Annotated in this window: 17 protein-coding genes; 7 read left to right on the plus strand and 10 right to left on the minus strand. The window is 69.4% G+C overall.

Features of this window, described 5'->3' with window-relative positions; all coding sequences use genetic code 11:
- Nucleotides 1–54: 54 nt before the first annotated feature.
- The 8 genes from pulA to ACGFWE_RS10615 all read right to left on the minus strand — a co-directional run bounded on the left by pulA (nt 55) and on the right by ACGFWE_RS10615 (nt 14,374).
- Nucleotides 55–5,460, minus strand: coding sequence for a pullulanase-type alpha-1,6-glucosidase (pulA, locus tag ACGFWE_RS10580; protein ID WP_393599297.1), 5,406 nt, complete (start codon nt 5,458–5,460; stop codon nt 55–57).
- Nucleotides 5,461–5,566: 106 nt separating this feature from the next.
- A complete protein-coding gene (locus ACGFWE_RS10585) occupies nt 5,567–6,967 on the minus strand; it encodes a glycoside hydrolase family 30 beta sandwich domain-containing protein (RefSeq protein WP_393599299.1) in 1,401 nt (466 codons plus the stop codon).
- A gap of 100 nt (nt 6,968–7,067) precedes the next feature.
- Nucleotides 7,068–8,447, minus strand: coding sequence for an alpha-amylase family protein (locus ACGFWE_RS10590; RefSeq protein ID WP_393599301.1), 1,380 nt, complete (start codon nt 8,445–8,447; stop codon nt 7,068–7,070).
- A 133-nt stretch (nt 8,448–8,580) separates the two neighbouring features.
- On the minus strand, nt 8,581–9,147 hold the full coding sequence (locus ACGFWE_RS10595) for a dihydrofolate reductase family protein (RefSeq protein ID WP_393599303.1): 567 nt from the start codon (nt 9,145–9,147) through the stop codon (nt 8,581–8,583).
- 128 nt (nt 9,148–9,275) lie between these two features.
- Nucleotides 9,276–10,937 (minus strand): glycoside hydrolase family 13 protein, encoded by a 1,662-nt coding sequence (locus ACGFWE_RS10600; protein WP_393600187.1) that lies wholly within the window; start codon nt 10,935–10,937, stop codon nt 9,276–9,278.
- 109 nt (nt 10,938–11,046) lie between these two features.
- Nucleotides 11,047–11,955 carry a sugar ABC transporter permease gene (locus ACGFWE_RS10605; RefSeq protein ID WP_393599305.1) on the minus strand — a complete coding sequence of 303 codons (909 nt, stop codon included), beginning with the start codon at nt 11,953–11,955 and terminating at the stop codon, nt 11,047–11,049.
- 13 nt (nt 11,956–11,968) lie between these two features.
- Nucleotides 11,969–12,973, minus strand: coding sequence for a sugar ABC transporter permease (locus tag ACGFWE_RS10610; protein ID WP_352383137.1), 1,005 nt, complete (start codon nt 12,971–12,973; stop codon nt 11,969–11,971).
- Between the two features lie 132 nt (nt 12,974–13,105).
- Nucleotides 13,106–14,374 (minus strand): extracellular solute-binding protein, encoded by a 1,269-nt coding sequence (locus ACGFWE_RS10615; RefSeq protein WP_393599307.1) that lies wholly within the window; start codon nt 14,372–14,374, stop codon nt 13,106–13,108.
- Between the two features lie 361 nt (nt 14,375–14,735).
- Here ACGFWE_RS10615 and ACGFWE_RS10620 point away from each other — a divergent pair, with 361 nt between their 5' ends.
- Complete coding sequence (locus tag ACGFWE_RS10620; protein WP_352383141.1) at nt 14,736–15,770, plus strand: LacI family DNA-binding transcriptional regulator; 1,035 nt, start codon at nt 14,736–14,738, stop codon at nt 15,768–15,770.
- 131 nt (nt 15,771–15,901) lie between these two features.
- Nucleotides 15,902–16,813 (plus strand): phosphatase PAP2 family protein, encoded by a 912-nt coding sequence (locus ACGFWE_RS10625; protein WP_393599309.1) that lies wholly within the window; start codon nt 15,902–15,904, stop codon nt 16,811–16,813.
- On the opposite strand, the gene ACGFWE_RS10630 is transcribed toward ACGFWE_RS10625, so the two are convergent.
- Nucleotides 16,801–19,788: a bifunctional [glutamine synthetase] adenylyltransferase/[glutamine synthetase]-adenylyl-L-tyrosine phosphorylase gene (locus ACGFWE_RS10630; protein WP_393599311.1), complete on the minus strand. Its 2,988-nt coding sequence runs from the start codon at nt 19,786–19,788 to the stop codon at nt 16,801–16,803. The genes ACGFWE_RS10625 and ACGFWE_RS10630 overlap by 13 nt on opposite strands.
- Before the next feature lie 168 nt (nt 19,789–19,956).
- On the opposite strand from ACGFWE_RS10630, the gene ACGFWE_RS10635 reads away from it, so the two are divergent.
- Together ACGFWE_RS10635 and ACGFWE_RS10640 are read left to right on the plus strand one after the other, a co-directional pair.
- Nucleotides 19,957–20,466 (plus strand): pyridoxamine 5'-phosphate oxidase family protein, encoded by a 510-nt coding sequence (locus tag ACGFWE_RS10635; RefSeq protein WP_393599313.1) that lies wholly within the window; start codon nt 19,957–19,959, stop codon nt 20,464–20,466.
- 40 nt (nt 20,467–20,506) lie between these two features.
- A complete protein-coding gene (locus tag ACGFWE_RS10640; RefSeq protein ID WP_352383148.1) occupies nt 20,507–20,941 on the plus strand; it encodes a VOC family protein in 435 nt (144 codons plus the stop codon).
- Nucleotides 20,942–20,999: 58 nt separating this feature from the next.
- Here the strand turns inward: ACGFWE_RS10640 and glnA are convergent, their stop codons facing one another.
- Nucleotides 21,000–22,361: a type I glutamate--ammonia ligase gene (gene glnA, locus ACGFWE_RS10645; protein WP_352383150.1), complete on the minus strand. Its 1,362-nt coding sequence runs from the start codon at nt 22,359–22,361 to the stop codon at nt 21,000–21,002.
- 339 nt (nt 22,362–22,700) lie between these two features.
- On the opposite strand from glnA, the gene ACGFWE_RS10650 reads away from it, so the two are divergent.
- The 3 genes from ACGFWE_RS10650 (at nt 22,701) to ACGFWE_RS10660 (ending at nt 26,061) form a co-directional block, all read left to right on the plus strand.
- Nucleotides 22,701–23,363 (plus strand): DUF3105 domain-containing protein, encoded by a 663-nt coding sequence (locus ACGFWE_RS10650; RefSeq protein WP_393599316.1) that lies wholly within the window; start codon nt 22,701–22,703, stop codon nt 23,361–23,363.
- Nucleotides 23,339–23,977 carry a DUF305 domain-containing protein gene (locus ACGFWE_RS10655; RefSeq protein ID WP_393599318.1) on the plus strand — a complete coding sequence of 213 codons (639 nt, stop codon included), beginning with the start codon at nt 23,339–23,341 and terminating at the stop codon, nt 23,975–23,977. The genes ACGFWE_RS10650 and ACGFWE_RS10655 overlap by 25 nt, the downstream gene beginning before the upstream one ends.
- A gap of 143 nt (nt 23,978–24,120) precedes the next feature.
- A complete protein-coding gene (locus ACGFWE_RS10660) occupies nt 24,121–26,061 on the plus strand; it encodes a protease pro-enzyme activation domain-containing protein (RefSeq protein ID WP_393599320.1) in 1,941 nt (646 codons plus the stop codon).
- Nucleotides 26,062–26,210: the final 149 nt, after the last annotated feature.

Genomic DNA, 26,210 nt, shown 5'->3' on the forward strand with positions numbered 1-26,210 from the left:
ACCGGTGGAGCAGACCGGGGTTCGGGGCCTGCTCCACCAAGGTAATGCGTTCGGCTAGGGATGGCGGAGGAAAACGGCCACGGTTCTCGCCGGAACGGCGAACGTACCGGATTCCTTCTCGTAGGACGCCTCCTTGACGGTAGAGTCCGCCCCCGCCACCTGCACGGGGTGCAGCCGGTAGGTGCTGCCGGCAAGAGTGCCGACCCGCTGGCTCTGGGCTCTCGGGGTCGCGTTGAAGACGACGACCAGGTCACCGAGTTCCATCGTGATCACCCCGGGCGTCTCCTGCGTGCCGGACAGCGGGAAGGACAGCCGCGACTGCACCTGGTCCGCCGTGCCGAGCGAGAACGCCCGCTCCGTCGTACGGATCCGCAGCAGGTCCCGGTACGCGGCCGACGCGCCCTCGATCTGCGCGCAACCGACCTTCACCGAGCTCAACAGCGGCTTGGCGTACGGCCACTTGGAGGCGTTGTCGGCCGCCATGGGCAGTCCGCGGCCGAAGCCGTTGCCGTCCCGGCAGTCCCAGTGGATCGCGTTGAACCAGTCGCCGCTGTCGAAGGAGTTGCGGTCCAGGGACTTGGAGCGCAGCAGGTCGGTGCCCGCCTGGGAGAGCGCCGGGCCCTGGGAGAGGGCGGCCGTGGCCAGGGCGAGGACCTGCATCCGGGCCCGCTCAGAGGCGCTGGTGCCCGCGGGCAGTTTGTACGTCAGCGCGTCGAACAGTGACTCGTTGTCGTGCGCGTCGGCGTAGGCGAGGGCGTCACCGGGCGCGTCGGCGTATCCGGCGGGCTGCCCGTTGTAGTCGACCTGGGCGCCGGTGACCTCCTTGCCGTCGCTGCCGGTGAAGCGGTACGTCGCGAGGTTGCCGGACAGGCCCACCTTGATGAGGTCCTGGTAGTGGAGCAGGCGGGCCTTCTGCTGCGCCGGCGTCCCGTTCGCCGTCGATCCGTTGGGGTCGGTGTACAGCCCGGACGCGAAGCCCTGGACGCCGGGGTCCTCGTCGAAGGGTCCGCCGCCGCGTACGGCGTCACGGGCCCGGTCGGAGAAGGTCGCGATCCCGGTCCCGGCCATGTTCTTCTGCGTGGCCTGTACGAAGCGGGCGTCGTCGGCGACCTCGCCGAAGTTCCAGCCCTCGCCGTAGAGGATGATCTTCTTGCCGTCGACGCCGTCCTTCTCGAGGGTCAGCGCGTCGAGGGCCTTGCGCACGGCCAGGATGTTGGCCTTGGGGTGGTGGCCCATGAGGTCGAAGCGGAACCCGTCGACCTTGTACTCACTGGCCCAGGTGACGATCGAGTCGACGACCAGCTTGCCCATCATGGCGTTCTCGGTGGCCGTGTTCGCGCAGCAGGTGCTGTTGGCGACCGAACCGTCGGCGAGGAGCCGCTGGTAGTAACCGGGCACGATCCGGTCGAGGACGCTCGTGGCGGCCTGTCCGCTCGCCGCGGTGTGGTTGTAGACGACGTCCATGACGACCCTCAGGCCGTCGTCGTTGAGGGACTTGACCATCTTCCGGAACTCGGCCGTGCGGCGGGTGCCGTCGGGGTCGGTCGCGTACGAGCCCTCGGGGACCGTGTAGTGGTACGGGTCGTAGCCCCAGTTGTAGGTGTCCTTCGCGGCGGTCTTCGCCACGCACTCCTGCTGCCGGTCGGAGTCGGCCGGGTAGGAGGCGAGGTCGCAGTCGGGAGTCGCCCGGTCGGACGCCTTCTCGGGGATGGTCGCGATGTCGAAGGCGGGCAGGAGGTGGACGTACGACGTGCCCGACTTCGCCAGCCGGCGCAGGTGCTCGGAGCCGTCGCTGTTCCTGTCGGCGAAGGCGAGGTAGGTGCCCCGGTCCTCGGCCGGCACGGTCTTGTCGGCCACCGAGAAGTCCCGGATGTGCAGCTCCTGGATCTCGGCGTCCCTGAGGGGCACCGCCTTCGGCTTGGTGTACGTCGACCAGCCGGGCGGGGCGAGGGACCTGTCGTCCAGGTCGACGACGAGGCTGCGCTCGGAGTCGGTGGTGAGGGCGACCGAGTAGGGGTCGGTGACCTTGTTGGTGACGACCTTGCGGACGCCGGGCGCCCAGACCTTCACGACGTACCGGTAGGGCTTGCCCTTCCAGGACGCGGGGCCGGTGACGGACCAGACGCCGGTGGTGGCGTCGCGTCGCATGGCGACCGTGGAGCCGTCCAGTTCGAGCTGCACCGACTGCGCGGTCGGCGCCCAGACGGCGAGCCTCGGGCGTCCCTTGCTGAACGTCGGCCCGAGGTCGGCCTTCGTCGCCTTCGGGTACAGGTCGTCGAGCACGCCCGCGATCTGCACGCCGGTCGCCGTCAGCACGGCCCCGTTGGCGGCACGTTGGGAGGCGACGAGCTGTCCGCCGAGGGCTTCCTGCACGCGGTCCCGGTCACGCGGGTCGACCGACCAGGCCGTGTAGTCCTTCAGGTGCGGGAACTTCGCCTTCTGCGCGTCGGTGAGAGTGGTCCTGGTCAGCCGCAGCCACCGCTCGTCGTCGCTGGTCAGGGCTCCCCCGTCGACGGTGATCGAGCCGTCGTGGGAGTACAGGAGCTGGGTGGAGGCGGCGGCCTCGGAGCCGTTCCAGGCGAGGGTGTCCCGGTCGATCCAGACCGCCTTGGAGGTGGTCAGGTCGAGCGCGGCGGCCGACCCGGCGGGCTGCGGGAGCAGGTACTTCTCCTGGCCGTTCAGCAGCCACACCTCGTGGCCGTTCGCCGTGAGGTCGAGGGACTGGTCGGTGGGCAGGTCCTTCTCGTCGCCCTTGTGGATGATGTAACTCAGGCTCGTGGAACCGTCGTTGAGCGGTACCTCGTAGACCGCGCCGAAGGCGTCGGTCCGCACCGGCTCCAGCGGCTTCGACCAGTCGGTGGGGTGCGCGGCGCCGGTCCAGACGTGCAGACCCCAGCCGTCGTAGTTCCCGTCCGCGCGGTGGTAGTGGACGACCGCCTTGGTCCTGTCCTGCGCCGGGTAGTCGGGCCGCTGTGTCCGTACGGCGTCCTTGCCCTGCTCGATCCAGATCTCACCGGTCCTGGTGACGTCGATCGTGCGGTCGGTGGAGACGTCCTTGTTCCCGTCCTTGTCGATGACGAGGAAGCCCACGTTCGAGGCGCCGGGCTTCAGCTTGACGTAGGCGAAGGCGCCGTAGGCGTCCCGGCCGACGAACGGGTGGCTGTCGGGCCAGGTGGTGGACTCGCCGTCGGCGAGGTCGCCCCAGGCGTACAGACCCCAGTCGGCGTAGTCGCCGTCGGCGCGCTTGTAGTGGACGACCGCGTAGTCGCGGGAGGAGGCGGTGGGGGTCTCGGCGGCGGGCGGGGTGCCGGTGACGGACTCCGCCGTCGCCGAAGCGGTGCGTCCCCTCGCGTCGACGACAACGGCCTTGTACCGCAGGGCCGTTCCGGCCGGTACGTCCTTGCCGACGACCTGCGTGACCTTGTACGGCGCGTGGTCGGCGGAGCCGAGGGTCCGCCACTTGCCGCCGCCCACCTGTGCGGCGAAGACGACCCGGTTGAGCTGTCCGCCGGTCACGTCGGCGGTGAGCTCGACGGTGCCGGTGGCTCCGGTGGCGGGTGCCTTGAGGGTGATCGTCGGCTTGGTGGCGGGCGGGGCCGGCGCGGCGGAAGCCCTGAGGACGATCGCGGAGCCGGCGGGGACGGTGACGGTGACCTTCTTGTCCGCGTCGGAGGTGACGCCGGCGGTACCGCCGTAGATTCCCTTGAACGCCATGTTCGCCGAACCGGTCGCGAAGGTCGCCGACTTGGCCCCGCTCGCGTTGTTGAAGGCGACGACGTACTCGGTGCCGGTCTTGGCGTCGGTGCGGGAGAAGGCGTAGACCCCGGCCCCGTCGGCCGCGTACCGCTCCTCCTGGACGCCGTCCGCGAGGGCCGGTTCGGCCTTGCGGAGCTTGGCGAGCCGGGCGATCTGCCGGTAGAGCGGCCCGCTCGTGTCGTACGCGTCGCTCGCGTGGGTGCGGTCGGTGCCGATCTCGTCGTCGTCCAGGTAGTCGGCCGTCCTGGACGCGAACATCGTCTGGCGGGCGTCCTTGTCGCCGCCGGCGCCGGTGAAGCCCTGTTCGTCGCCGTAGTAGACGACCGGGTTGCCGCGGCTGAGGAACATCAGCTCGTTGGCGAGCCGGTCCTTGGCGAGGAGTTCGGCGTCGGTGGCCTTCGGGTTGTCCTGGTTCAGGAAGTACCCGAGGCGGCCCATGTCGTGGTTGCCGAGGAAGGTGACCTGCTCGTAGGCGTTGGCTTTGTCGGTCGTGTACTTGTAGTCGTCGCCGAAGACGCTCGCGAGCTTTTGCGCGCTGCCGCCCTGGGAGGCGTACTGGCGGGCGGCCTCCTGGAAGGGGAAGTCGAGGGTGGCGTCGAGGCGGCCCTGGGTGACGTACGGCGAGGTGATCGACGTGTCGGCGGAGTAGACCTCGCCGAACATGAAGAAGTCCTTGCGGCCCTGCTCGGCCGCGTAGCCGTCGAGGGCGGTGGCCCACTGGGTCCAGAACTCCATGTCCACGTGCTTCACGGTGTCGATCCGGAAGCCGTCGATGTCGAAGTCCCTGACCCAGCGCCGGTAGATCCGCTCCATGCCGGAGACGACCTCGGGACGCTCGGTCCACAGGTCGTCGAGGCCGGAGAAGTCGCCGTAGGTCGTGGACTCACCGGCGTAGGTCGAGTCGCCGCGGTTGTGGTACATCGTCGGGTCGTTGAGCCAGGAGGGGACCTTGGCGCTCCTGCTGGTGATCGTGGGTGTGCGCGGGAAGGAGTCGGCGTCCACGGCGGGGAACCTCTTGCCGCCGGACGCGTAGTCCGCGTCGTCGAAGGGCTCCCCGTCCTTCGTCAGATAGGGGAAGGCGCCCTTGGAGAGGTAGTCGTAGGACTTCTCCTCGTAGTCGACGACGTCGGCCGTGTGGTTGGTGATGACGTCGAAGAAGACCTTCATGCCCTTGGCGTGGGCCTTGGAGATGAGGGTCTCCAGGTCCTTGTTGGTGCCGAAGTGCGGGTCGACCTGGGTGAAGTCGGTGATCCAGTAGCCGTGGTAACCGGCGGAGGCGTCGGCCCCCGTGCCCTGGACGGGCCGGTTCTTGAAGATCGGGGCCATCCAGATGGAGGTGGTGCCCAGGCCCTTGATGTAGTCGAGCTTCTTGGTGAGGCCCTTGAGGTCGCCGCCCTGGTAGAAGCCCTTGTCGGTGGGGTCGTAGCCGGTGCTCAGCCGTGAACCGGTGAGCCCGCCCCGGTCGTTGGAGGTGTCACCGTTGGCGAAACGGTCCGGCAGGACGAAGTAGAACTGCTCGCGGGTGTCGTCGTGCCGGGCCGGCTGCGCGGCGAGCCTCGCGTCGGAGGGCGGGGGCGGCGGGGTGTCCGCCCGGGCGGACAGCGGCTGGACGAGCGCTGCGGCCAGCGCGGTCACGGTGACCGCGGCGACCCGTCCGGCATGCGTGGTGCGGCGCCTCGACGGCACCGGCCATCTCGGTATCACAGACGTGAACTCCTTGCGATGTACGGCTCTGCGGGTCCGACCCCGCGTGACCGTATCGCCGCCGTAAGGATTACAGCAAGAGTCCTGAAACAGATGGAAAGAACTTTCAGCGCCGGACGGTGTAGGTGACGAGCGAGCGGGCCGGGACGGTGGCCGTGAGCGAGCCTCCGGTGACCGGGACCGACGCCTGGCGGGAGGTGCTGTTCGAGCCGTTGGTGAGGTACGGCGTCGCACTCCCGCTGGTGATTCCGGTGTTCCTGAGGCTGAAGCGGACCTGGTTCGCGTCGGTGGCCGTGTTCAGCGCCACGACGGTGACCGTGCCGTCCGTGTTGCGGAACGCCGAGAGCTTCAGGGCGCTGTCGGTGCTCGTGGCACCGAGGCGGGTGGCGCCGGGGCGGATGAAGCGGCTGTAGTTGGCCATCGCCCACAGCCGCTTGGAGACGTGGTAGCTGTCGCCGTCCAACTGGATCAGACCCCGGGTCGCACCAAGGGAGGCGCCGTACCAGTAGACGTATCCGCTGACGTTCCCCTTGGTGAGGGCGTCGTGGATCGCGGAGGCCACCGTGAAGCCGTCGTAGCCGCTGCCGTCGTCCCAGTTCTCGTTCCAGGTGGTGCCGTTGGGCGACCATTCCGACATCCAGGTGCGCCTGGAGGTGGGCAGCGGGCTGTCGACCGGGCTGGCGTAGTTGTGGCCGGTGTGGGTGCTCACGTAACCGCGGGCGGTCGCGTCGGCCTCGATCGCGCTCGTGTAGGCCTTCTGCTGGGCCCAGCCGAAGGAGTCGCAGCAGGCGACCTTGTATCCGGCCGCCTTCGCGATCGGACCGAAGAACTTCACGTACTCCGTCGCCTGGGCGGGAGTGAGCCGCATCGAGTCGTACGTCGCCGTCCAGTCGGGTTCGTTGGTGAAGCCGATGTCGGTGATGCCGACGCCCTCCCGGCCGTAGAACTTCGCCCATTCCACAAGGAAGTCGGCGTACGCCTTGCGCCAGTCCCCGCTCGCGCAGGTGGCTCCGCTCAGCCCGCACAGCGTGCCGCCGTCGGCGTCCGTGCCGTTGGTCTTCATATAGCCGGGCGCGGTCCAGGCGTCGGCGTAGAAGCGGTTCACGCCGTACGCCTTGGCCTCCTTGGCGAGCCACACCTGGCCCTTGTCGTAGCCGTCCCAGGTGTACCGGGGCGTGGCGTCCGGGCCGCCGGGGTCGGTGGGCTGGATGCCGGAGTCGATGCCGAGGCGCAGGATGCTGAGGCCCGCGCCGGTGGTGCGGCTGAGCAGCAGATCGAGCAACTCCCGCTGATGCTGGGCCGACAGGCCCTGCGAGCCGTTCATGACGGCGGCCCGGCCGAAGTGCTCGGAGAAGCCGAAGCCGTCGATGGGCTGGTAGGTGGTGGAACCGTTGACGGTGGCGGTGGTGGCGGTGACCTTCTGGGGCAGGTCGGCGGCCGTGACGCCGGCGACGGTGAACAGGGCCGCCGCCGCGGTCAGGGCCCACGTGCTGAGTCCGCGCTGCATGACGCACTCCTTCGGGAAAAGGGTGGGAGCGCTCCCATAGACAGCAGGGAACGTAGGACGACACTCCTTGAGCGTCAATCCCACGTTCCCCATGAGTGGCTCAGCAGGTGGACTTGCCCGCGTAGATCGCCAGTGCCGTGTTGGCGCCGAGGGTGGCGGTGAACTGGCCGTTGGAGCCGACCGTCACGCTCGTGTTGTTCTGCACGTTGCAGTACGTCCCGGCGGGCAGCGAGGTCTGGTAGGTCCGGCTCAGGCTGCCCGACTCGTGGTTGATGGCGACATAGCCCTTGGCGCCCCGCCCGAAGGCGATCCAGTCGCCGCCGTTGTCCCACCAGTTGGTGACCGGCTCACCGCGGGTCGCGTTGCGGAAGGCGACCATGCGCAGGATCTCCGGCCAGGCGTGCTGGCACTTCCAGCCGTTCTGCCAACACGCGCTCACGGAACCGTTGTTGGGCGGCCCGGCGTCCGCGTCGGACCACTCGTAGCCGGAGTTGATGTCCGGGGCACCGTACGGGTAGGCAAGCATGAACACGTTGGCCAGCGTGTAGTTCGCGCCGTCCTTGTAGTTCAGGGTGCTGCCGTTGCGCTCGGTGTCGTGGTTGTCGACGAAGACGCCGGCCACCGAGCTGTTCATATAGCCCCAGCCCTCGCCGTAGTTCTTCAGATAGGCGAGGTTCTCGTTGTTGAGGACCCGCTTGAGGTCATAGGCGTAACGGAACTCCTGGACGTCCCCGTTGCCGGTGTACTCGGTGGGCTGGACGGCCTCTCCGCTGCCGTGGATGACCTCCTGCTTCCAGTACACCGACGGGTTGCTCAGCCGGGACTTGATGTTGGCGAGGTCGGTGGCCGGTATGTGCTTGGCCCCGTCGACGCGGAAGCCGTCGACGCCGTAGCCGAGCAGGGAGTTCATATAGCCGGCGATGGTGGCGCGGACGTACTCCTCGCCGGTGTCCAGGTCGGCGAGGCCGACGAGCTCGCAGTTCTGGACGTTGGCGCGATTGGTGTAGTCGGTGATGGTGGAGGTGCAGTCGTCCATGTCGTACGAGGAGTACAGGCCGGGGTAGTTGTACTTCGTGTACGACGAGCCGCCGGTACCGGTGCCGCTGCCCGCGGACATGTGGTTGACGACGGTGTCGACCACGACCTTCACCCCGGCCGCGTGGCAGGTGCTCACCATGTTCTTGAAGGCGGTGGCGTCACCGAGGCGCCCCGCGATCCGGTAGCTGACCGGCTGGTACGAGGTCCACCACTGCGAGCCCTGGATGTGCTCGGCGGGCGGGGAGACCTGGACGTAGCCGTATCCGGCGGGGCCGAGGGTGTTGGTGCACTCCTTGGCGACGGAGGCGAAGTTCCACTCGAAGAGGACCGCGGTGACGTCCTTGCCGCCCGGCGGGGAGGCCTGGGCGGCGGTGGGGGTGAGGACGGCGACGGCGGCGGCGAGGGCGGCGGCGGTCGCGGTGGTGGACCATCTCGATATCACGTGGGGGTTCTCCTTGCCCGACGGCCAGGCGTCTTTGCCTGGCGCCGGCGAGAAGGTACCGCTGTTGAAATGTTTACAGCAAGGGTCGTGAAAGCAACGGCAAGAAGTTTCACGCGCTCTCGTGAGGAGCCGCTCAGCGCTGGCTGGCCGGCTTGTCCGGAAGGTCCTCGCGGCTCCCGGTGCAGGAGTACACGATCTCCACCGACCCGCCGGGCAGCGCCCGCTGGCTGAGGAAGGTCAGGCCGGCATCGGGGCTGAGGGCGGGGGTCAGCCGCATGCCGCCGCCGAACAGCATGGGCACGACGACCAGTTCGAGGCGGTCGAGGGCGCCGAGGGCGTGGAAGGTGCCGATCGTGCGGGGGCCGCCGATGAGGTGGACGTCGCCGCCCCGGTTGGCGGCGCGGACCTTCTCCAGCAGGCGTACCGGGTCGCTGTCGGTGGTGACGTGGTCCGGTGTGCCCTCGGGGCGGCGCGAGCCGAGGACGAACACGTCCAGGTCCGGCCAGGGCCAGCGGCTGTTGGTCAGGGCGGGCTCGAAGGTCGTACGGCCCGTGAGCGCGGCCTCGCAGTCGGCCAGGAACTCCCGGATGCCGTGGCTCTGGCCGGAGGCGAAGGCGGGGTCGGCGGTCTGCGCGGGCCAGCCGTTCGGCGTGGTCACATAGCCGTCGGCACTGATACCCAGGCGGGCGCGGATCTGCATGGTCTCTCCTCGGACGCGGGGCGCGGTTCGCCCTCTCACCCAAGCGTCGAACGCACCTCCCGCCGATCGACACGCCGGGCAAAAAAATCACCGGGCCCCCGTGAGGGCCCGGTGATTCCCGCATCTGCTCAGGCCGTCGTCCACCACACGGTCGTGTCGGCCGGCAGCTTCGCTTCCCCGTCGGCCTCGGCGACCTCCGCGCTGGCGAGCAGCAGACGGCCGTACGCCGGAATCGTCACCGACTCACGACCGGTGTTGGCCACGCAGACGAACTCGCCGCGGCGGAAGGCGAGGACGCCCTCGGGTGCCCGGAGCCACTCGACCGCGTCCCCGGCGCCGAGGTCGGGCTGGGCGCGGCGGACGGCGAGGGCCGTGCGGTACAGCTCCAGGGTGGAGTCGGGGTCGCCGGTCTGCGCCTCGACGCTCAGCTCCGCCCACTCCGACGGCTGGGGCAGCCAGCTGCCGCCCGCGCCGAAGCCGTACGACGATCCCTCGCGCGTCCACGGGATCGGCACCCGGCAGCCGTCGCGGAAGCCGTCCTGGCCGGCGCCGCGGAAGTACGCCGGGTCCTGGCGGACCTCGTCGGCGAGGTCGACGACGTCCGGCAGGCCGAGCTCCTCGCCCTGGTAGATGTACGCCGATCCGGGCAGCGCCAGCATGAGCAGCGTGGCGGCGCGGGCGCGGCGCAGGCCCAGCTCCCGGTCCCCCGCCGTGCGGATCTGGGTGCCGAGACCGGGCGGGTTGGCGAAGCGGGTGGCGTGGCGGGTGACGTCGTGGTTGGACAGCACCCAGGTGGCCGGGGCGCCGACCGGGCGCATCGCCTCCAGGGTGCGGTCGATGACCTCGCGCAGCTCCTCGGCGTCCCAAGCGGTGCTCAGGTACTGGAAGTTGAAGGCCTGGTGCAGCTCGTCGGGCCGCACGTAGTTGGCGGTGCGCTCGATGGTCGGGGTCCAGGCCTCGGCGACGAAGATGCGCTCGCCGGAGTACTCGTCGAGGATCAGCCGCCACTGGCGGTAGATCTCGTGGACGCCGTCCTGGTCGAAGAACGGCATGACATCGTTGCCCAGGAGCTTCACCTGGTCGTGGGATCCCAGGTCGGGCAGCCCCTCCGCCTTCACCAGGCCGTGTGCCACGTCGATGCGGAAGCCGTCCACGCCCATGTCCAGCCAGAAGCGCAGGATCGAGCGGAACTCGTCGCCGACGGCCGGGTGGTCCCAGTTGAAGTCGGGCTGCTCGGGCGCGAAGAGGTGGAGGTACCACTCGCCGTCCGCGACGCGCGTCCAGGCGGGGCCGCCGAAGATGGACTCCCAGTCGTTGGGCGGGAGTTCGCCGTTCGCGCCCTTGCCGGGCCGGAAGTGGTAGCGGTCCCGCAGCGGCGATCCCGGGCCCTCGGCGACGGCCCGCTTGAACCACTCGTGCTGGTCGGAGGAGTGGTTGGGCACCAGGTCGACGATGGTCCTGAGCCCCAGTGCGCGGGCGTCACGGATCAGCGCGTCGGCGTCCAGGAGGTTGCCGAACATGGGGTCCACGGCCCGGTAGTCGGCGACGTCGTAGCCGGCGTCGGCCTGCGGGGAGGCGTAGAAGGGGCTGAGCCACACGGCGTCCACACCGAGGTCGCGCAGATACGGCAGTCGGGTGCGGACGCCTTCCAGGTCGCCCATGCCGTCACCGTTGCTGTCGGCGAAGCTGCGCGGATAGACCTGGTAGATCACCGCGTCCCGCCACCAGTCGCTGCGCTGGGCTTTGGCGGAGGTCGATGCCGGGGCGGTGGCGTAGTGCTGCTGGCTCATGGCGTCCTTGAAACGTAAGGGGGTCATGGGGTTCGTCAAGTGGCGAGACGGCCGCAGTGACAGCGGGGTCGGATGGACACTGCGGCCGCCTCGGGTCTTCGAGTGGGCCTCAGCCCTTTGTGCCGCCCGCGGTGAGGCCGGTCACCAGGTTCTTCTGTACCAGGTAGAAGAACACGGACACCGGTATCGCGATCAGCACCGCCGTCGCGGCCATCAGGTTCCGCTGGGCGTCGTGCTCGCTCACGAAGCTCTGCAGTCCCACCGCGAAGGTGTACTTCGTGTCGGACAGCATGAACGTCGAGGCGAACGCGACCTCACCGAAGGCCGTGAGGAAGCTGTAGAACGCGGCGACCGCGAGCCCCGGCTTGGCGAGCGGCAGGATCAGCCGCGCGAACGTGCCGAAGGGGGTCAGCCCGTCGACGCGTCCGGCCTCGTCGATCTCGAACGGGATGGTGTCGAAATAGCCCTTCAGCAGCCATGCGCAGTACGGCACCGCTGTCGAGCAGTACACGAGGACAAGTCCAAGGTAGCTGTCGATGAGCTGGAGGTCCGAGAGCATCTGGTACATCGGCACCATGAGTACGGCCACCGGGAACATCTGGGTGACCAGGAGCACCCACATGAACTTCCGGTAGCCCGGAAAGCGCATCCGGGACACGGCGTACCCGGTGGTCGCGGCGATCAGCACGCCGATCACCGTGGTGCCGAGCGAGACGATCAGCGAGCTCTTCAGCCAGTCGAAGAACGCCGTGTGCTGGAGGACGAACGAGTAGTTGTCGAACGTCATCTTCTTCCAGATGCCGCCCGGGTGGAGGTAGTCGTCCTTGTCCGGGCCGAGGGACAGGAACACCAGCCAGGCGATCGGGAACAGTGCGACGAGGCTCGCGACGACGAGGATGCCGTGCGAGACGAGGGAGCCGGCGAGGCCCGTCTCACCGCGGCGGCGGATCCGGCCGGGTGCCTGTGCGGGGCCGGCCTGGGACACCGCGGCGGAGGTCTCGACTGTGGTCGTACTCATGGGAGCTCCTGCCTCAGATCGCGAGCTGCTGGTCATTGCGGTTCAGCCAGCGGCGGTAGAAGGAGGTGAAGACGATCAGGATGGCCAGCAGCAGGATGCCGTACGCGGCCGACTGTGCGAAGTCACGCGGCTGCTGTCCGAAGCCCAGGTAGTAGGCCCAGGTGACCAGGATCTGTGCGTCCGGGGCGGTGTTGCCGAAGAGCAGGAAGATCACGGCGAACTGGTTGAACGTCCAGATGATGCCTAGCAGCACGACGGTGGAACTGACCGAGCGCAGGCCCGGGAGGGTGACGTACCGGAACCGCTGCCAGGCGCTCGCGCCGTCCATCTCGGCGGCCTCGTACAGCGAGCCGTCGATGGACTGGAGTCCGCCGAGCAGCGAGACCATCATGAACGGCACTCCGCACCAGGTGTTGACCATGATCGCGGCGAACCGCTGCCAGAAGGTGTCCTCCAGCCAGGCCGGTGACGGCAGGTGCAGTGCGTCCAGCGCGGTGTTGATGATGCCGCCGTCGGCGAGCATGAACCGCCAGCCGAAGACGGTGACGAAGGTCGGCACGGCCCAGGGCAGCACCAGGATCAGCCGGTACAGGGTGCGTCCCCGCAGCTGCTGGTTGAGCAGCAGGGCCAGGCCGAGCCCGATGCAGTAGTGCAGGGCCACGCACAGGGCCGTCCAGACGACGGTCCAGATGAAGTGCGACCAGAAGCGGTCGTAGGCCGTGTCGCCCCACAGGATGTCGGCGTAGTTGTCCAGGCCGATGAACTTGTAGGTGGCGTCGATGTGGTTGACGCCGATCGTGCGGGCCGTGTTGAGGCTGTTGGCGTCGGTGAGCGTGAGGTAGACGCCGTAGACCAGGGGGTAGAGCACGAGGACACCGAGGACGACCGCCACCGGGGCGATCATCGCGTAGGCGTACCAGTGCTTCTGGTAGCTGTGCTTCAGGCGTTGGCCCCGCCCGGGCCGCGGCGCGCGGTCACCGCGGCGCTTGCCGGTGGCGCGGTCGATGGCGACTGTCATGTTCGACACCTTCTGAAAGTTCTGCGGCTCTGAGAAGTGGCTGGGCCGAGCGGCCCGTCGGCGTGGCTGGGCGCAGGCCGGTGGCCGCCGGATCTCTCCCCCGTGACCGGGAGATCCGGCGGCCACCCGGGCTCACTTGCTGAAGTCCGGCACCAGCTTGGCGATCGCGACCTCGGCGTTGCTCAGGCCCTTGTCCAGGGACTCCTTGCCGCCGGCGATCTTGAGCAGCTCGGTGTCCAGCGGGGTCAGCAGGGAGCTGTACTCCGGCAGGGCCACGCGCGGCTGGGCGGAGGCGAGGACCGTCTGGTACCCGGCGATGCCCGGGTCGGCCTTGACCTCGGCGGTGTAGGCGTCGTCGCGGGTGGGCAGCGTGGAGTTCTTCAGCGCGATCTGCGTCTGCGACTTCGCGGAGGTCATGAAGCCCACGAACTTCTCGGCCGCCTTCTGGTGGGCGGAGTCCGAGCCGGCGTAGACCGACAGGTTGTGGCCACCGGTCGGGGCGCCCGCCTTGCCGGTGGAGCCGGCCGGGACGGTGGCGATGCCGAGGTTGTTCTTGTCCTTGAAGGCCGAGCCCTTGTAGAAGTTGGTGATCTCCCACGGACCCTGGATGATCGCGGCGACCTTGCCGTTGACGAACGCGTCCTGGACGTGGGCGTAGGCGTCCGCGGTGGTGTCGGCCTTGTGCAGGCCCTTGCCGGAGAAGAGGCTCAGCCAGGTGCCGTAGCCCTTCTTGGCGGCGTCCGAGTTCACCGTGATCTTCTTGGCGGCGGCGTCGACGGTGTCGGTGCCCTCGCCGTACAGGAAGGTCTGGGCGTAGTAGGCCGCGGTAGAGCCCCAGTAGCCGTCGACGCCGGTCTTCGACTTGATCGTGGCGGCGGCGGTCTTCAGGTCGTCCCAGGTCTTGGGGGCCTCGACACCGGCCTTCTCGAAGAGCTGCTTGTTGTAGACCAGGGCGAGGGTGTCGGTGACGAAGGGGACGCCATAGGTCTTGCCGTCGTACTTCGCCTGCTCGATCAGGTTCGGCTTGAACTTGGCCTCGTCGGCGAGGGCCTCGGTGCCGTCGAGGGGCAGGAAGTAGCCCTTCTTGGCGAAGGCGGGGGTCCAGCCGACGTCGGAGCGCAGCACGTCGGGGGCGCCGCTCGCGCCGGCCGCCGTGTCGAACTTGTTCTGCGCCTGGTCGAAGGGCACGTTGACGTACTTGACCTTGATGCCCTTGTTGGCGGCCTCGAAGTCCTTGATCAGGGCCTGGTACGTCGGCGCCTCATTGGTGGCGTTGGAGGTGTCCCACCAGGTGATGGTGACCGGACCGTCGGCCTTGTCGCCGCTGTCGCTTCCGCCGCACGCCGTCGCCGCGAGAGCGAAAGACGCCACCAGCGCTGTGGCCGCTATGCCACGCCGCATGAGTTCTCCTTGAGGGTGAAAGCCCGTGTGCTGCGAGGAGAGGCCCCGTCTGCCCTCCCCGTCCACCGGCTGCGCCTTTGCGGCCGCCGGGCGAGTGGGAACGTAACAGCGATGCAAGGCTTGCGAAAGAGCTTGCAGCAAAAAAGTGCAAGAGGCTGCGGAAGTTACCCCGCCGTGACCCCTTGTCGACCGTCGCGAGACCCTTGTTTTACGGGGCTGAGCGGGACGATTACGGGGTGTGCAAGACTCTGCAAGCTCTTGCCATCCCCCTGTCTTGCGGGAATCATCCCCTTGCGGGACAAGGGGCGCCGACCAGAACAGAGGGACCGCGATGACGATACGGCCGGTACAGTCCGGTGCCGTGACCACACGGCTAGCCGACATCGCTGCTCAGGCCGGGGTGAGCGAGGCGACCGTCAGCCGCGTCCTCAACGGGAAGCCGGGCGTCGCCGCGACCACCCGCCAGACCGTGCTGGCCGCACTCGACGTGCTGGGCTACGAACGCCCGGTCCGACTGCGGCAGCGCAGCGAGGGCCTGGTGGGCCTGATCACCCCGGAGCTGGAGAACCCGATCTTCCCGGCCCTGGCCCAGGTGATCGGCCAGGCGCTGACCCGGCAGGGCTACACACCCGTCCTCGCCACCCAGACCCCGGGCGGCTCCACGGAGGACGAGCTCACCGAGATGCTCGTCGACCGGGGCGTGGCGGGCATCATCTTCGTGTCCGGGCTGCACGCGGACACCTCCGCGGACATGCAGCGCTATGAGCAGCTGCGGGCCCAGGGCGTGCCGTACGTGCTCGTGGACGGGTTCTCACCGAAGGTGCAGGCGCCGTTCATCTCCCCCGACGACCGCGCGGCGACGGCGCTGGCGGTGACGCACCTGGTGTCGCTGGGGCACACGCGGATCGGGCTCGCGCTCGGCCCCAAGCGCTTCGTGCCGGTCCAGCGCAAGATCGAGGGCTTCGTCCGCACCATGCACGACCTGCTCGGGCTGGCCGCGGCGACCGTCGAGGCGGACCTCGTCCAGCACTCGCTGTACACCCTGGAGGGTGGCCAGGCGGCGGCGTCGGCGCTCATCGACCGTGACTGCACGGCGGTGGTGTGCGCGAGCGACATGATGGCGCTGGGCGCGATACGGGCGGCCCGGCAGCGCGGTCTGGAAGTCCCGCGGGACGTGTCGGTGGTGGGTTTCGACGACTCCCCGCTGATCGCCTTCACCGACCCGCCGCTGACGACGGTCCGCAAGCCGGTGCCGGCCATGGGACAGGCGGCGGTGCGGACCTTGCTGGAGGAGATCGGCGGAACGCCCGCGCCGCACAGCGAGTTCGTGTTCATGCCGGAGCTGGTGGTGCGGGGTTCGACGGCCTCGGCCCCTGGGGACCGCACTCGTCCGTAGGGCGGAGACGCCGGGTTTTCACCCCTGCGCCGGTAGGAGAACGGGACACTCTCCCCGTCGTAGGACATGCGGCCCGAACCCGACCGCGGGATGATCGGTGGGACAAGCCGTCTCTGGCAGACTTTGTGTCTATGGGTGACTCGACCGTGACCAGTCTGGAAGACCGCGGGAATGCGGCCGCTCCGGACTCCCTCACGGCCGCGGACCGGCCGGGTTCCCGGCCCGGTTTTCTGCGCCGGACGCGCACCCCGGGCCGACCGCGTCTGTGGTTCGAGATCCTGCTGATCGCGGTGAGTTACTGGACGTACTCACTGATCCGCAACGCGGTGCCGGAGCAGAAGGCGGAGGCGCTGCGCAACGCCGACTGGATCTGGCGGATGGAGCACCATCTGGGCATCGCGGTCGAGGAGTCCGTCAACCACGCGGTGAACTCGGTGACTTGGCTCGTCGTCGGGATGAACTACTACTACGCGACACTGCACTTCATCGTGACGCTCGGCGTCCTGGTCTGGCTCTTCCGCAGCCATCCCGGCCGTTACGCGGCGACCCGTCTGGTGCTCTTCGCGACGACGGGTGTGGCACTGGTCGGTTACTACCTGTATCCGCTCGCGCCCCCGCGGCTCATGAACGGCGGCGACTTCGTCGACACGGTCATGGTCCACCAGACCTGGGGCTCGATGGCCTCCGGCGACCTGAAGCAGATGTCCAACCAGTACGCGGCGATGCCGTCCATGCACATCGGCTGGTCCCTGTGGTGCGGCCTGACGGTCTTCGCGCTGGTGTCGGTGCCCTGGGTGCGTGTCCTGGGCCTGCTCTACCCGGCGGCGACTCTGCTGGTCATCGTCGCCACCGCCAACCACTTCTGGCTCGACGCGGTCGGCGGCATCCTGTGCCTGATGTTCGGCTTCGCGATGGCGGGGCTCTGGTACGGGGCGCTGCCGTACGCGTTGCCGAAGACCGTGCCGGCTCGGCCGCGGGGCGCTGCGAGCCGGTTTGGGCGCCCTGGGCGGCCGCCGGTCGGGACGCCCCCTCACGCTCCGTAGAACAGCTCCTCCACCACGCCCCGGGCCCGCCGGGCCGTACGCCGGTAGTCCTCCAGCATGTCCCCCGCGTGCCCCGGCCCGTACCCCAGGTACCGGCCGACGGCGGCGAGTTCCCGCGCCTCGGCCGGGAAGGTGTCCCCGGCCCGCCCGCGCACCAGCATCACCGCGTTGCGCACCCGGGTCGCCAGCACCCACGCCTCGTCGAGGACCTGGGTGTCGTCCGCGGAGATGAATCCGGCGTCCCGTGCGGCGACGAGGGCCGCGCGGGTACGGGTCGTGCGCAGCCCCGGCACCTGCGCGCCGTGCCGCATCTGGAGCAGCTGGACCGTCCACTCGACGTCCGAGAGGCCGCCGGGCCCGAGCTTGGTGTGCAGTTTGGGGTCGGCGCCGCGTGGCATCCGCTCGGACTCCATGCGTGCCTTCAGCCGCCGGATCTCGCGTACGGCGTCGTCGCCGAGGCCGGCCGCCGGATAGCGCAGGGGGTCGATGAGCTCGACGAAACGGCGGCCCAGCTCCTCGTCGCCGGCGACCGGTTCGGCCCGCAGCAGCGCCTGTGCCTCCCAGACGAGCGACCAGCGGCGGTAGTAGGCCGCGTACGACGTCAGGGTGCGCACCAGCGGCCCGGACTTGCCTTCGGGGCGCAGGTCGGCGTCGATGAGCAGCGGGGGGTCGGCGCTCGGGATCTGGAGCAGGCGGCGCATCTCGGAGACGACCTTGTTGGCGGCCTCGGAGGCCACCCGTTCCTCGACGCCCTCGCGCGGTTCGTGCACGAACAGGACGTCCGCGTCGGAGCCGTAGCCGAGTTCGTGACCGCCGAAGCGGCCCATGCCGATGACGGCGAACCGGGTCGGCAGGGTGTCGCCCCAGCCCTCCCGGACGACCGCGCGCAGGGTACCGGCGAGGGTCGCGGCGGTCAGGTCGGACACCGCGGCGCCGACGCGCTCCACGAGGGCGCCCTGGTCCGGTTCGGCCGGCTGGGTCTCGGTGCCGTAGGAGCCGACGATGTCCGCGGCGGCCGTACGGAAGAGTTCGCGGCGGCGGACGCCACGGGCCGCCGTGACGCCCTGGACGGCGCCGTCCGCGCGGCCGACCGCGGAGAGTATCTCCTGCTCGAGACCGGCCCGCCCGCGCGGAGCCAGCCCGCCGCCGTCGCCGTCCCCGAGCAGGGCCACGGCTTCGGGGGCGCGCATCAGCAGGTCGGGGGCGAGGCGCCCGGCGGACAGCACGCGCGCGAGGTTCTCGGCGGCGGCGCCCTCGTCCCTCAGCAGCCGTAGATACCAAGGGGTCTTGCCCAACGCGTCCGACACCTTGCGGAAGGTGAGCAGTCCGGCGTCCGGGTCGGCCGACTCGGCGAACCAACCCAGCAGAACGGGAAGGAGGGTTCGCTGGATGGCGGCCTTGCGGCTGACGCCGGAGGCGAGGGCCTCCAGATGGCGGAGCGCGGAGGCCGGGTCGGCGTACCCGAGCGCGATCAGCCGCTCCCGCGCCGCCCCGGGGCTCAACCGTGCCTCGCCGGGCCCGAGTTGGGCCACGGCGTCCAGCAGCGGCCGGTAGAACAGCTTCTCGTGCAGTCGTCGTACGACGGAGGCGTGCCGCTTCCACTCTCGGTTCAGGTCGGTCACCGGGTCGGCGCGCAGGCCCAGGGAGCGGCCGAGGCGCCGCAGGTCGGCCTCGTCCTCGGGGACGAGGTGGGTGCGGCGCAGCCGGTAGAGCTGGATGCGGTGCTCCATCGAGCGCAGGAAGCGGTAGGCGTCGTCGAGCTGGGCGGCGTCGGCCCGGCCGACGTAGCCGCCGGCGGCGAGGGCCTGCAGGGCGTCGAGGGTGGTGCCGCTGCGCAGCGAGCCGTCCTCGCGGCCGTGCACCAACTGCAGGAGCTGTACGGCGAATTCGACGTCCCTGAGGCCGCCGGGCCCGAGCTTCAGCTGCCGGTCGAGCTCGGCGACGGGGATGTTCTCCACGACCCGGCGGCGCATCTTCTGCACGTCGGCGACGAAGTTCTCGCGCTCGGCGGCCTTCCAGACGAGGGGTTCGAGGGCCGCGACGTACTCCTCGCCGAGCTCCAGGTCGCCGGCGACCGGGCGGGCCTTGAGGAGGGCCTGGAACTCCCAGGTCTTGGCCCAGCGCTGGTAGTAGGCGAGGTGGCTGGCGAGGGTGCGCACCAGCGGACCGTTTCTGCCCTCGGGCCGCAGATTGGCGTCGACGGGCCAGATGGATCCCTCGACGGTGGTCTCGGAGCAGACGCGCATCATGTGCGAGGCGAGCTTGGTGGCGGCACGCAGGGCCTTGCCCTCGTCGGCCCCGTCCACGGCCTCCCCCACGAAGATCACATCGACGTCGGAGACGTAATTCAGTTCGTGGCCACCGCACTTGCCCATCGCGATCACCGCGAGCCGGCACAGCGCCGCGTCCTCGGGGGCGGCCGCCCGCGCTATCGCGAGCGCGGCGCGCAGGGTCGCGGTGGCGAGGTCGGCGAGTTCGGCGGCGGTCTCGGCGAGGTCGGTGGTGCCGCACACGTCACGGGCGGCGATCGACAGCAGACAGCGCCGGTAGGCGACGCGCAGCGCGACGGGGTCGACGGCCTCGGCGAGCCCGCGCTCGAACTCCTCGACGCCGGGGTGCAGGTCGCGGGGCTCGTAGGTGACGAGGGCGTGCCAGTCGCCGGGGTGCCGGGCGAGGTGCTCGGCGAGGGCGGCGGACGCGCCGAGCACCCCGAGCAGCCGGTCACGGAACGGCTTCGCCGCTATCACCGTGTCGAGCAGTTCCCGGCCCGGCTGCGCCTCCAGGAGCCGGACGAGCCCGAGCAGCGCGAGATCGGGGTCGGCGGTCGCGCCGAGCGCCTCCAGGAGCACCGGATCATTGCGTACGCCGCTCAGCTCCGCGCTGTCGAGCAGCCGCTCGGCGGCCGACGGATCGGTGAAACCGTGCCGCAGCAGCCGCGTGAAGGTACTGCTCCTGCGCCCCGGCGCCGCCGTCATCCCGGCCTCCCGTCCGATCAAGGTCGTACCGATCGAGCCTAACCGGAGAGCTGGGGAGAAGCGCCCTCGTCGTCTTGCCCCGCATTCGGGGAACGCCTTCGGCAGACTGGAGGTGTCGAGCCGGACCGCCGCGGTGGCCCGGGTGTTCCCCGAGCCGGAGGCCCTGTGATGACCGAGACGGAACCCGAGACCCAGCTCGACCCGCGCTACAGCGATCCCGACGCGACCGCGCACGCCTGGGCCGACGCGGAGTCGCTGCTGGCCGCCGCCGAGCTGTTCTGGATCTCGACGGTACGACCGGACGGGCGCCCGCACGTCACGCCGTTGCCGGCGGTGTGGGCCCACGGGGCGCTGCACTTCTGCACCGGCCCCGAGGAGCGCAAGGCGAAGAACCTCGCGCACAACGCGCACGTGACGCTGACGACCGGCACCAACATCTGGGACAAGGGCTACGACCTGGTGGTGGAGGGCGAGGCGGTGCGGGTGTCGGACGACGTTCGTCTCCGGGAGCTGGCCGCCGCGTGGGAGGCCAAGTACGGCGATTTCTGGCGCTTCGAGGTGCGGGACGGCTACTTCCATCACGGACCGGGACACGCTGTCGTCTATGCGGTGGCGCCGCGCACGGTTTTCGGCTTCGGTAAGGGACAGCCGTTCAGCCAGACGCGGTGGCGCTTCTGAGAACGGCCCTCTGTACTGACGTCGACAAGGGAGTCACGCCATGGACATGAGCCTCGAAGTCATCCTGCTGCCGGTCACGGACGTCGACCGCGCCAAGGAGTTCTACCGCGACAAGGTCGGTTTCCACGTGGACCTGGACGGCGAGGTGATGGAGGGCGTCCGCATCTGTCAGCTGACCCCGCCCGGCTCGGGCTGTTCCATCGCCCTGGTGGACGGCCTCCAGGTCCCCACGGGAACCCCCCAGCCCGGCACGTACCACGGCATGCAGCTGTGTGTGACGGACGCGAAGGCGGCGTACGAGGAGCTCACCTCGCGTGGCCTGGACGTCAGCGAACCGGTGCAGTTCGCCCCGCAGGACGGCGCCACCTTCATGTACTTCAAGGACCCGGACGGCAACGGCTGGGCGATCCAGGAGTACAAGCGCAGGGAGACGGAGCCGCTGCACCAGGTACTGGCGAAGCTGGCACAGCAGTAGCCGACCGCCAGGGGCGCGGGGAACCGAGCAACAGTCCCCCGCGCCCTACGGCGAAGCCCTACAGCACCGGCAGGTTCTTCCGCAGCTCGAAGGCGGTGACCTCGCTGCGGTACTCCTCCCACTCCGACTTCTTGTTGCGCAGGAAGAAGTCGAACACGTGCTCGCCCAGGGTCTCGGCGACCAGGTCGCTGCGTTCCATCAGGGTGAGGGCCTCGCCCAGGTTCTGCGGCAGGGGCTCGATGCCCATGGCGCGGCGCTCGGAGTTGGACAGGGCCCAGACGTCGTCCTCGGCGCCCGGCGGGAGCTCGTAGCCCTCCTCGACGCCCTTGAGGCCGGCGGCCAGGAGGAGGGCGTACGCCAGGTACGGGTTGGCGCCGGAGTCGAGGGAGCGGACCTCGATGCGGGCCGAGCCGGTCTTGCCGGGCTTGTACATCGGGACGCGGACCAGGGCGGAGCGGTTGTTGTGGCCCCAGCAGATGTAGGAGGGGGCCTCGCCGCCGGCGCCGGCGGTGCGCTCGGTGCCGCCCCAGATGCGCTTGTAGGAGTTGACCCACTGGTTGGTGACCGCGGAGATCTCCGCCGCGTGCTTGAGCAGGCCCGCGATGAAGGAGCGGCCGACCTTGGAGAGCTGGTACTCCGAGCCCGACTCGTAGAACGCGTTCCGGTCGCCCTCGAAGAGGGACAGGTGGGTGTGCATGCCCGAGCCGGGGTGCTCCGAGAACGGCTTCGGCATGAACGTGGCCTGGACGCCCTGCTCCAGCGCCACCTGCTTCATGACCAGGCGGAACGTCATGATGTTGTCGGCCGTCGAGAGCGCGTCGGCGTAGCGGAGGTCGATCTCCTGCTGGCCGGGGGCGCCCTCGTGGTGGGAGAACTCGACCGAGATGCCCATCGACTCCAGCATGGTGATCGCCTGGCGGCGGAAGTCCATGCCGATGTTCTGCGGGGTGTGGTCGAAGTAGCCGGAGTTGTCGGCCGGGGTCGGGCGTGAGCCGTCCAGCGGGCGGTCCTTCAGGAGGAAGAACTCGATCTCCGGGTGGGTGTAGAAGGTGAAGCCCAGGTCGGAGGTGCGGGCCAGGGCACGCTTGAGGACGTACCTGGGGTCCGCGAAGGACGGGGAGCCGTCCGGCATGAGGATGTCGCAGAACATCCGGGCCGTACCGGGGGCCTCCGCGCGCCAGGGCAGGACCTGGAAGGTCGACGGATCCGGCTTGGCGATCATGTCGGATTCGTATACGCGGGCGAATCCCTCGATCGCCGAGCCGTCGAAGCCGATGCCCTCGTCGAAGGCCTGTTCCAGCTCGGCCGGGGCCACGGCGACGGACTTGAGGAAGCCCAGCACGTCCGTGAACCACAGGCGTACGAACCGGATGTCGCGCTCCTCCAAGGTCCGGAGCACGAACTCCTGCTGCTTGTCCATCTTCCGCTTCCCCATCCTTGCTGGTCAGGCCGCCTGTCTCCGTGTCCCGCAGGAGGCGGTCGGGCACCTGAGCATCACACCACAACAGCATTTCGTGCGCGTTGCCGACCTTGATCGTCCCGGCGGCCCGGGAATGAACGCCTCACGTCCGGTGGATGTACTGCTCCGCTGCCCATCTTGCCTGCTCGGACTGACATACGTAATGCCCGGCCCGCCCCGTCTCACCCCGCGCCCCGGTTTCCTGCGGCCTCCCTACGAGAAGTCACCCCCGCCCCACTACGATCAGCGGACCGATCGTCACCATCCGTCCCGCCCCTTTCCCCCAGAAGGACACACCTCATGGGTTCCGCCAAGAAGAGCACCGCCACGGCACGCAAGGCGCGCATAGAGGAGATGCGGCGCGCCGAACAGTCCCGCGAGCGCCGCAACCGGATCCTCACGATCAGCGCGAGCGCGGTCGTCGTGGCCGCTCTGGTCGCCGGCGCCATCGTGCTGGTGCAGTCGCAGTCCGACGACGACAGCACGGCGGCCGACGGCAAGGGCAAGGGGCACTTCGTCACGGGCTCGGACGGCGTGAAGTCCTGGAAGGGCACACTGGGCCGCAACCACGTCGTCAAGACCGTGAGCTACCCGATGGAGCCCCCGGTCGGCGGCGACCACAACCAGGTCTGGATGAACTGCAACGGCGACGTCTACACCAAGGCGCTCAACAACATGAACGCCGTGCACTCGCTGGAGCACGGCGCGGTCTGGGTGACGTACACCGCCAAGGCCAAGAAGGCGGACGTGGACGCGCTCGCGGCGAAGGTGAAGAAGACGCCGTACACGCTGATGAGCCCCGACGACAAGCAGAAGGACCCGATCGTGCTGTCGGCGTGGGGCCACCAGCGGACCGTGACGGGGGCGAGCGACCCGAACGTCGACAAGTTCTTCGAGAAGTTCGTGCAGGGCGCGCAGACGCCCGAGCCGGGCGCGGCATGCACGGGTGGTCTGGGTCAGTGAGGTCCGCAGGAGTGGCCGTGGCCGTGGCGGGCGTGCTCGTCGCGGCCGGCGCGATCACCTACGCCGTGGCCGAGGACGGCGGATCGGGCGACACCCCGTCCGCCGAGTCCGCGGACGCCGGTTTCGCGCGCGACATGGCCGTACACCACCAGCAGGCCGTCGAGATGTCGTACATCGTGCGCGACCGCACCAAGGACGTCGAGGTGCGGCGGCTCGCCTACGACATCGCGCAGACGCAGGCCAACCAGCGCGGGATGCTGCTGGGCTGGCTGGATCTGTGGGGGCTGCCGAAGGTGTCGGCGGATCCGCCGATGACGTGGATGGGCATGGGTGACATGCCGTCGGCCGGTGAGGGTTCGCTGATGCCGGGCATGGCGACCGACAGCGAGATGAAGAAGCTGGGCACGCTGAACGGCAAGCAGGCCGAGATCCTCTATCTGCAGTTGATGACGGACCATCACCAGGGCGGCGTCCACATGGCGAAGGGCTGTGTGGACAAGTGCACGGTCGGGGTGGAGAAGCGGCTCGCGCAGGGGATGGTCGCCGCGCAGCAGTCGGAGATCGACCTGATGGCGGGGATGCTGAAGGAGCGGGGCGCAAAGCCTCGATCATAGAGGGTTAACCCTCGAACGAGCCTTTTTCATTAGGTTAATTGGGCTCTTCTTGGCATGCGCATTCCCCTTGCATGAACCGTTCGTCGCAAGAGTGGCCACACCGTCGAGTGATCACTCGCGACGAACCGCATCCAGGGGGTTCCATGAGATCCAACCGCGCCAAACTCCGCGCCGGGGTGAGCATGGCGGCGACGCTGCCGATGCTCGCGGGCGCGCTGGCGCTCGGTATACCCGCGGCCCACGCCGCGGACAGCCCGAACCGTGACACGCTGGCCGGGACCAAGCCCGCGTGGGCCACGGCCAAGGCCGACAAGGGCGCCACCGCGGACAGTTCCAAGGTGTCCGCCCGCGTCTACCTCGCCGGCAAGGACGCCACCGGGCTCGCCGCCTACGCGAAGGCCGTGGCCGACCCGAGCTCGGCGTCGTACGGCAAGTACCTGAGCGCGCAGCAGGCGAAGCAGCGTTTCGGCGCCACGGCCGCCCAGGTCGCGGCGGTCAAGTCCTGGCTGACGTCCGCCGGACTGAAGGTCACGGACGTGACCGAGCACTACGTCGCCGTCAGCGGTGACGTGGCCGCCGTCGAGAAGGCCTTCGGGACCCAGCTGCACAACTACGCCAAGGGCTCGAAGACCTACCACGCCCCGGCCAAGGCCGCCTCCGCGCCGGCCGCCCTCGACGGTGCGGTTCTGACCGTCACCGGCCTGGACAACGCACCGCACAAGGCGAGCAGCAAGGACCAACTGCCGCCGCCGGACGCCGTGTTCAAGAACGCCGGGCCGTTCTCCTCGTACTACGGCTCGAACACCGCGAGCACGCTGCCCGCGGCCTACGGCTCGAAGATCCCGTACGCGATCAAGGGCTACACGGGCAAGCAGCTGCGCGCCGCCTACGGCGCGGGCAAGTACACCGGCAAGGGCGTGCGCGTCGCCATCACCGACGCGTACGCCTCCCCGACCATCGCCTTCGACGCGGCCACGTACGCGAAGAAGAACGGTGACGCCGGCTACAAGAGCGGCCAGCTGAAGCAGGTGCTGCCCGACGGCTACACCAAGACCGAGGAGTGCGGGGCGGCCGGCTGGTACGGCGAGGAGACCCTCGACGTCGAGGCCGTGCACGCGGTCGCGCCGGACGCGAACATCACGTATGTGGGTGCCGCGTCCTGCTACGACGACGATCTGCTCGACTCGCTCAGCAAGGTCGTCGACAACCACCTGGCCGACCTCGTCTCCAACTCGTGGGGCGACATCGAGGCCAACCAGACGCCGGATCTCGCGGCCGCCTACGACCAGGTCTTCCAGTTCGGCGCGGTCGAGGGCATCGGCTTCTACTTCTCCTCCGGCGACAACGGCGACGAGGTCGCCAACACCGGGACGAAGCAGGTCGACACCCCGGCCAACTCGGCGTGGGTGACGGCGGTCGGCGGTACCTCGCTGGCGGTCGGCAAGGGTGACAAGTACCTGTGGGAGACCGGCTGGGGCACCGAGAAGGCCACGCTGTCCGCGGACGGCAAGAGCTGGACGAACTTCCCCGGCGCGTTCACCTCCGGTGCGGGCGGCGGCACCAGCAAGACGGTCGCCGAGCCCTTCTACCAGAAGGGTGTCGTCCCGGACGCGCTCGCCACGGCCAACAACGCCGCCGGCAACCGTGTCGTCCCGGACATCTCCGCGATCGCCGACCCGAACACCGGTTTCCTGGTGGGGCAGACGCAGACCTTCCCCGACGGCTCGCAGCAGTACAGCGAGTACCGCATCGGCGGCACGTCGCTGGCCTCGCCGGTGATCGCGGCCGTGCAGGCGCTCGCCCAGCAGGCGCGGGGCGGCAAGGCGATCGGGTTCGCCAACCCGTCGATCTACGCGAAGTACGGCTCGAAGGCCTTCCACGACGTCACGGACAACCCCACGGGGTCCGGACTCGCGGTGGCCCGCACCGACTTCGTCAACGGCTCTGACGCCAGCGGTGGTCTGACCGTCTCGGTCCGCAGCCTCGGCAAGGACAGCTCGCTGTCGGCTGTGAAGGGATATGACGACGTCACCGGCGTGGGTACGCCCGCGAACGGTTACGTGCAGTCGTTCGGCAAGCACTGATCCGGACGCGCGTCCACAGGGGTCCGGTCCCGGGGTTGAGAACCTCCGGGACCGGGCCCTCGCGCATGTTCCGCCCGGCCAGGGCCCGTCTGATGGATCTCCGCGGACGAAGGAGCGGCGTTCGGTGCATGCGATCAGCGTGCGGCGTG

Source organism: Streptomyces sp. NPDC048523 (genome assembly GCF_043199815.1).
Classification (GTDB): Bacteria; Actinomycetota; Actinomycetes; order Streptomycetales; family Streptomycetaceae; genus Streptomyces.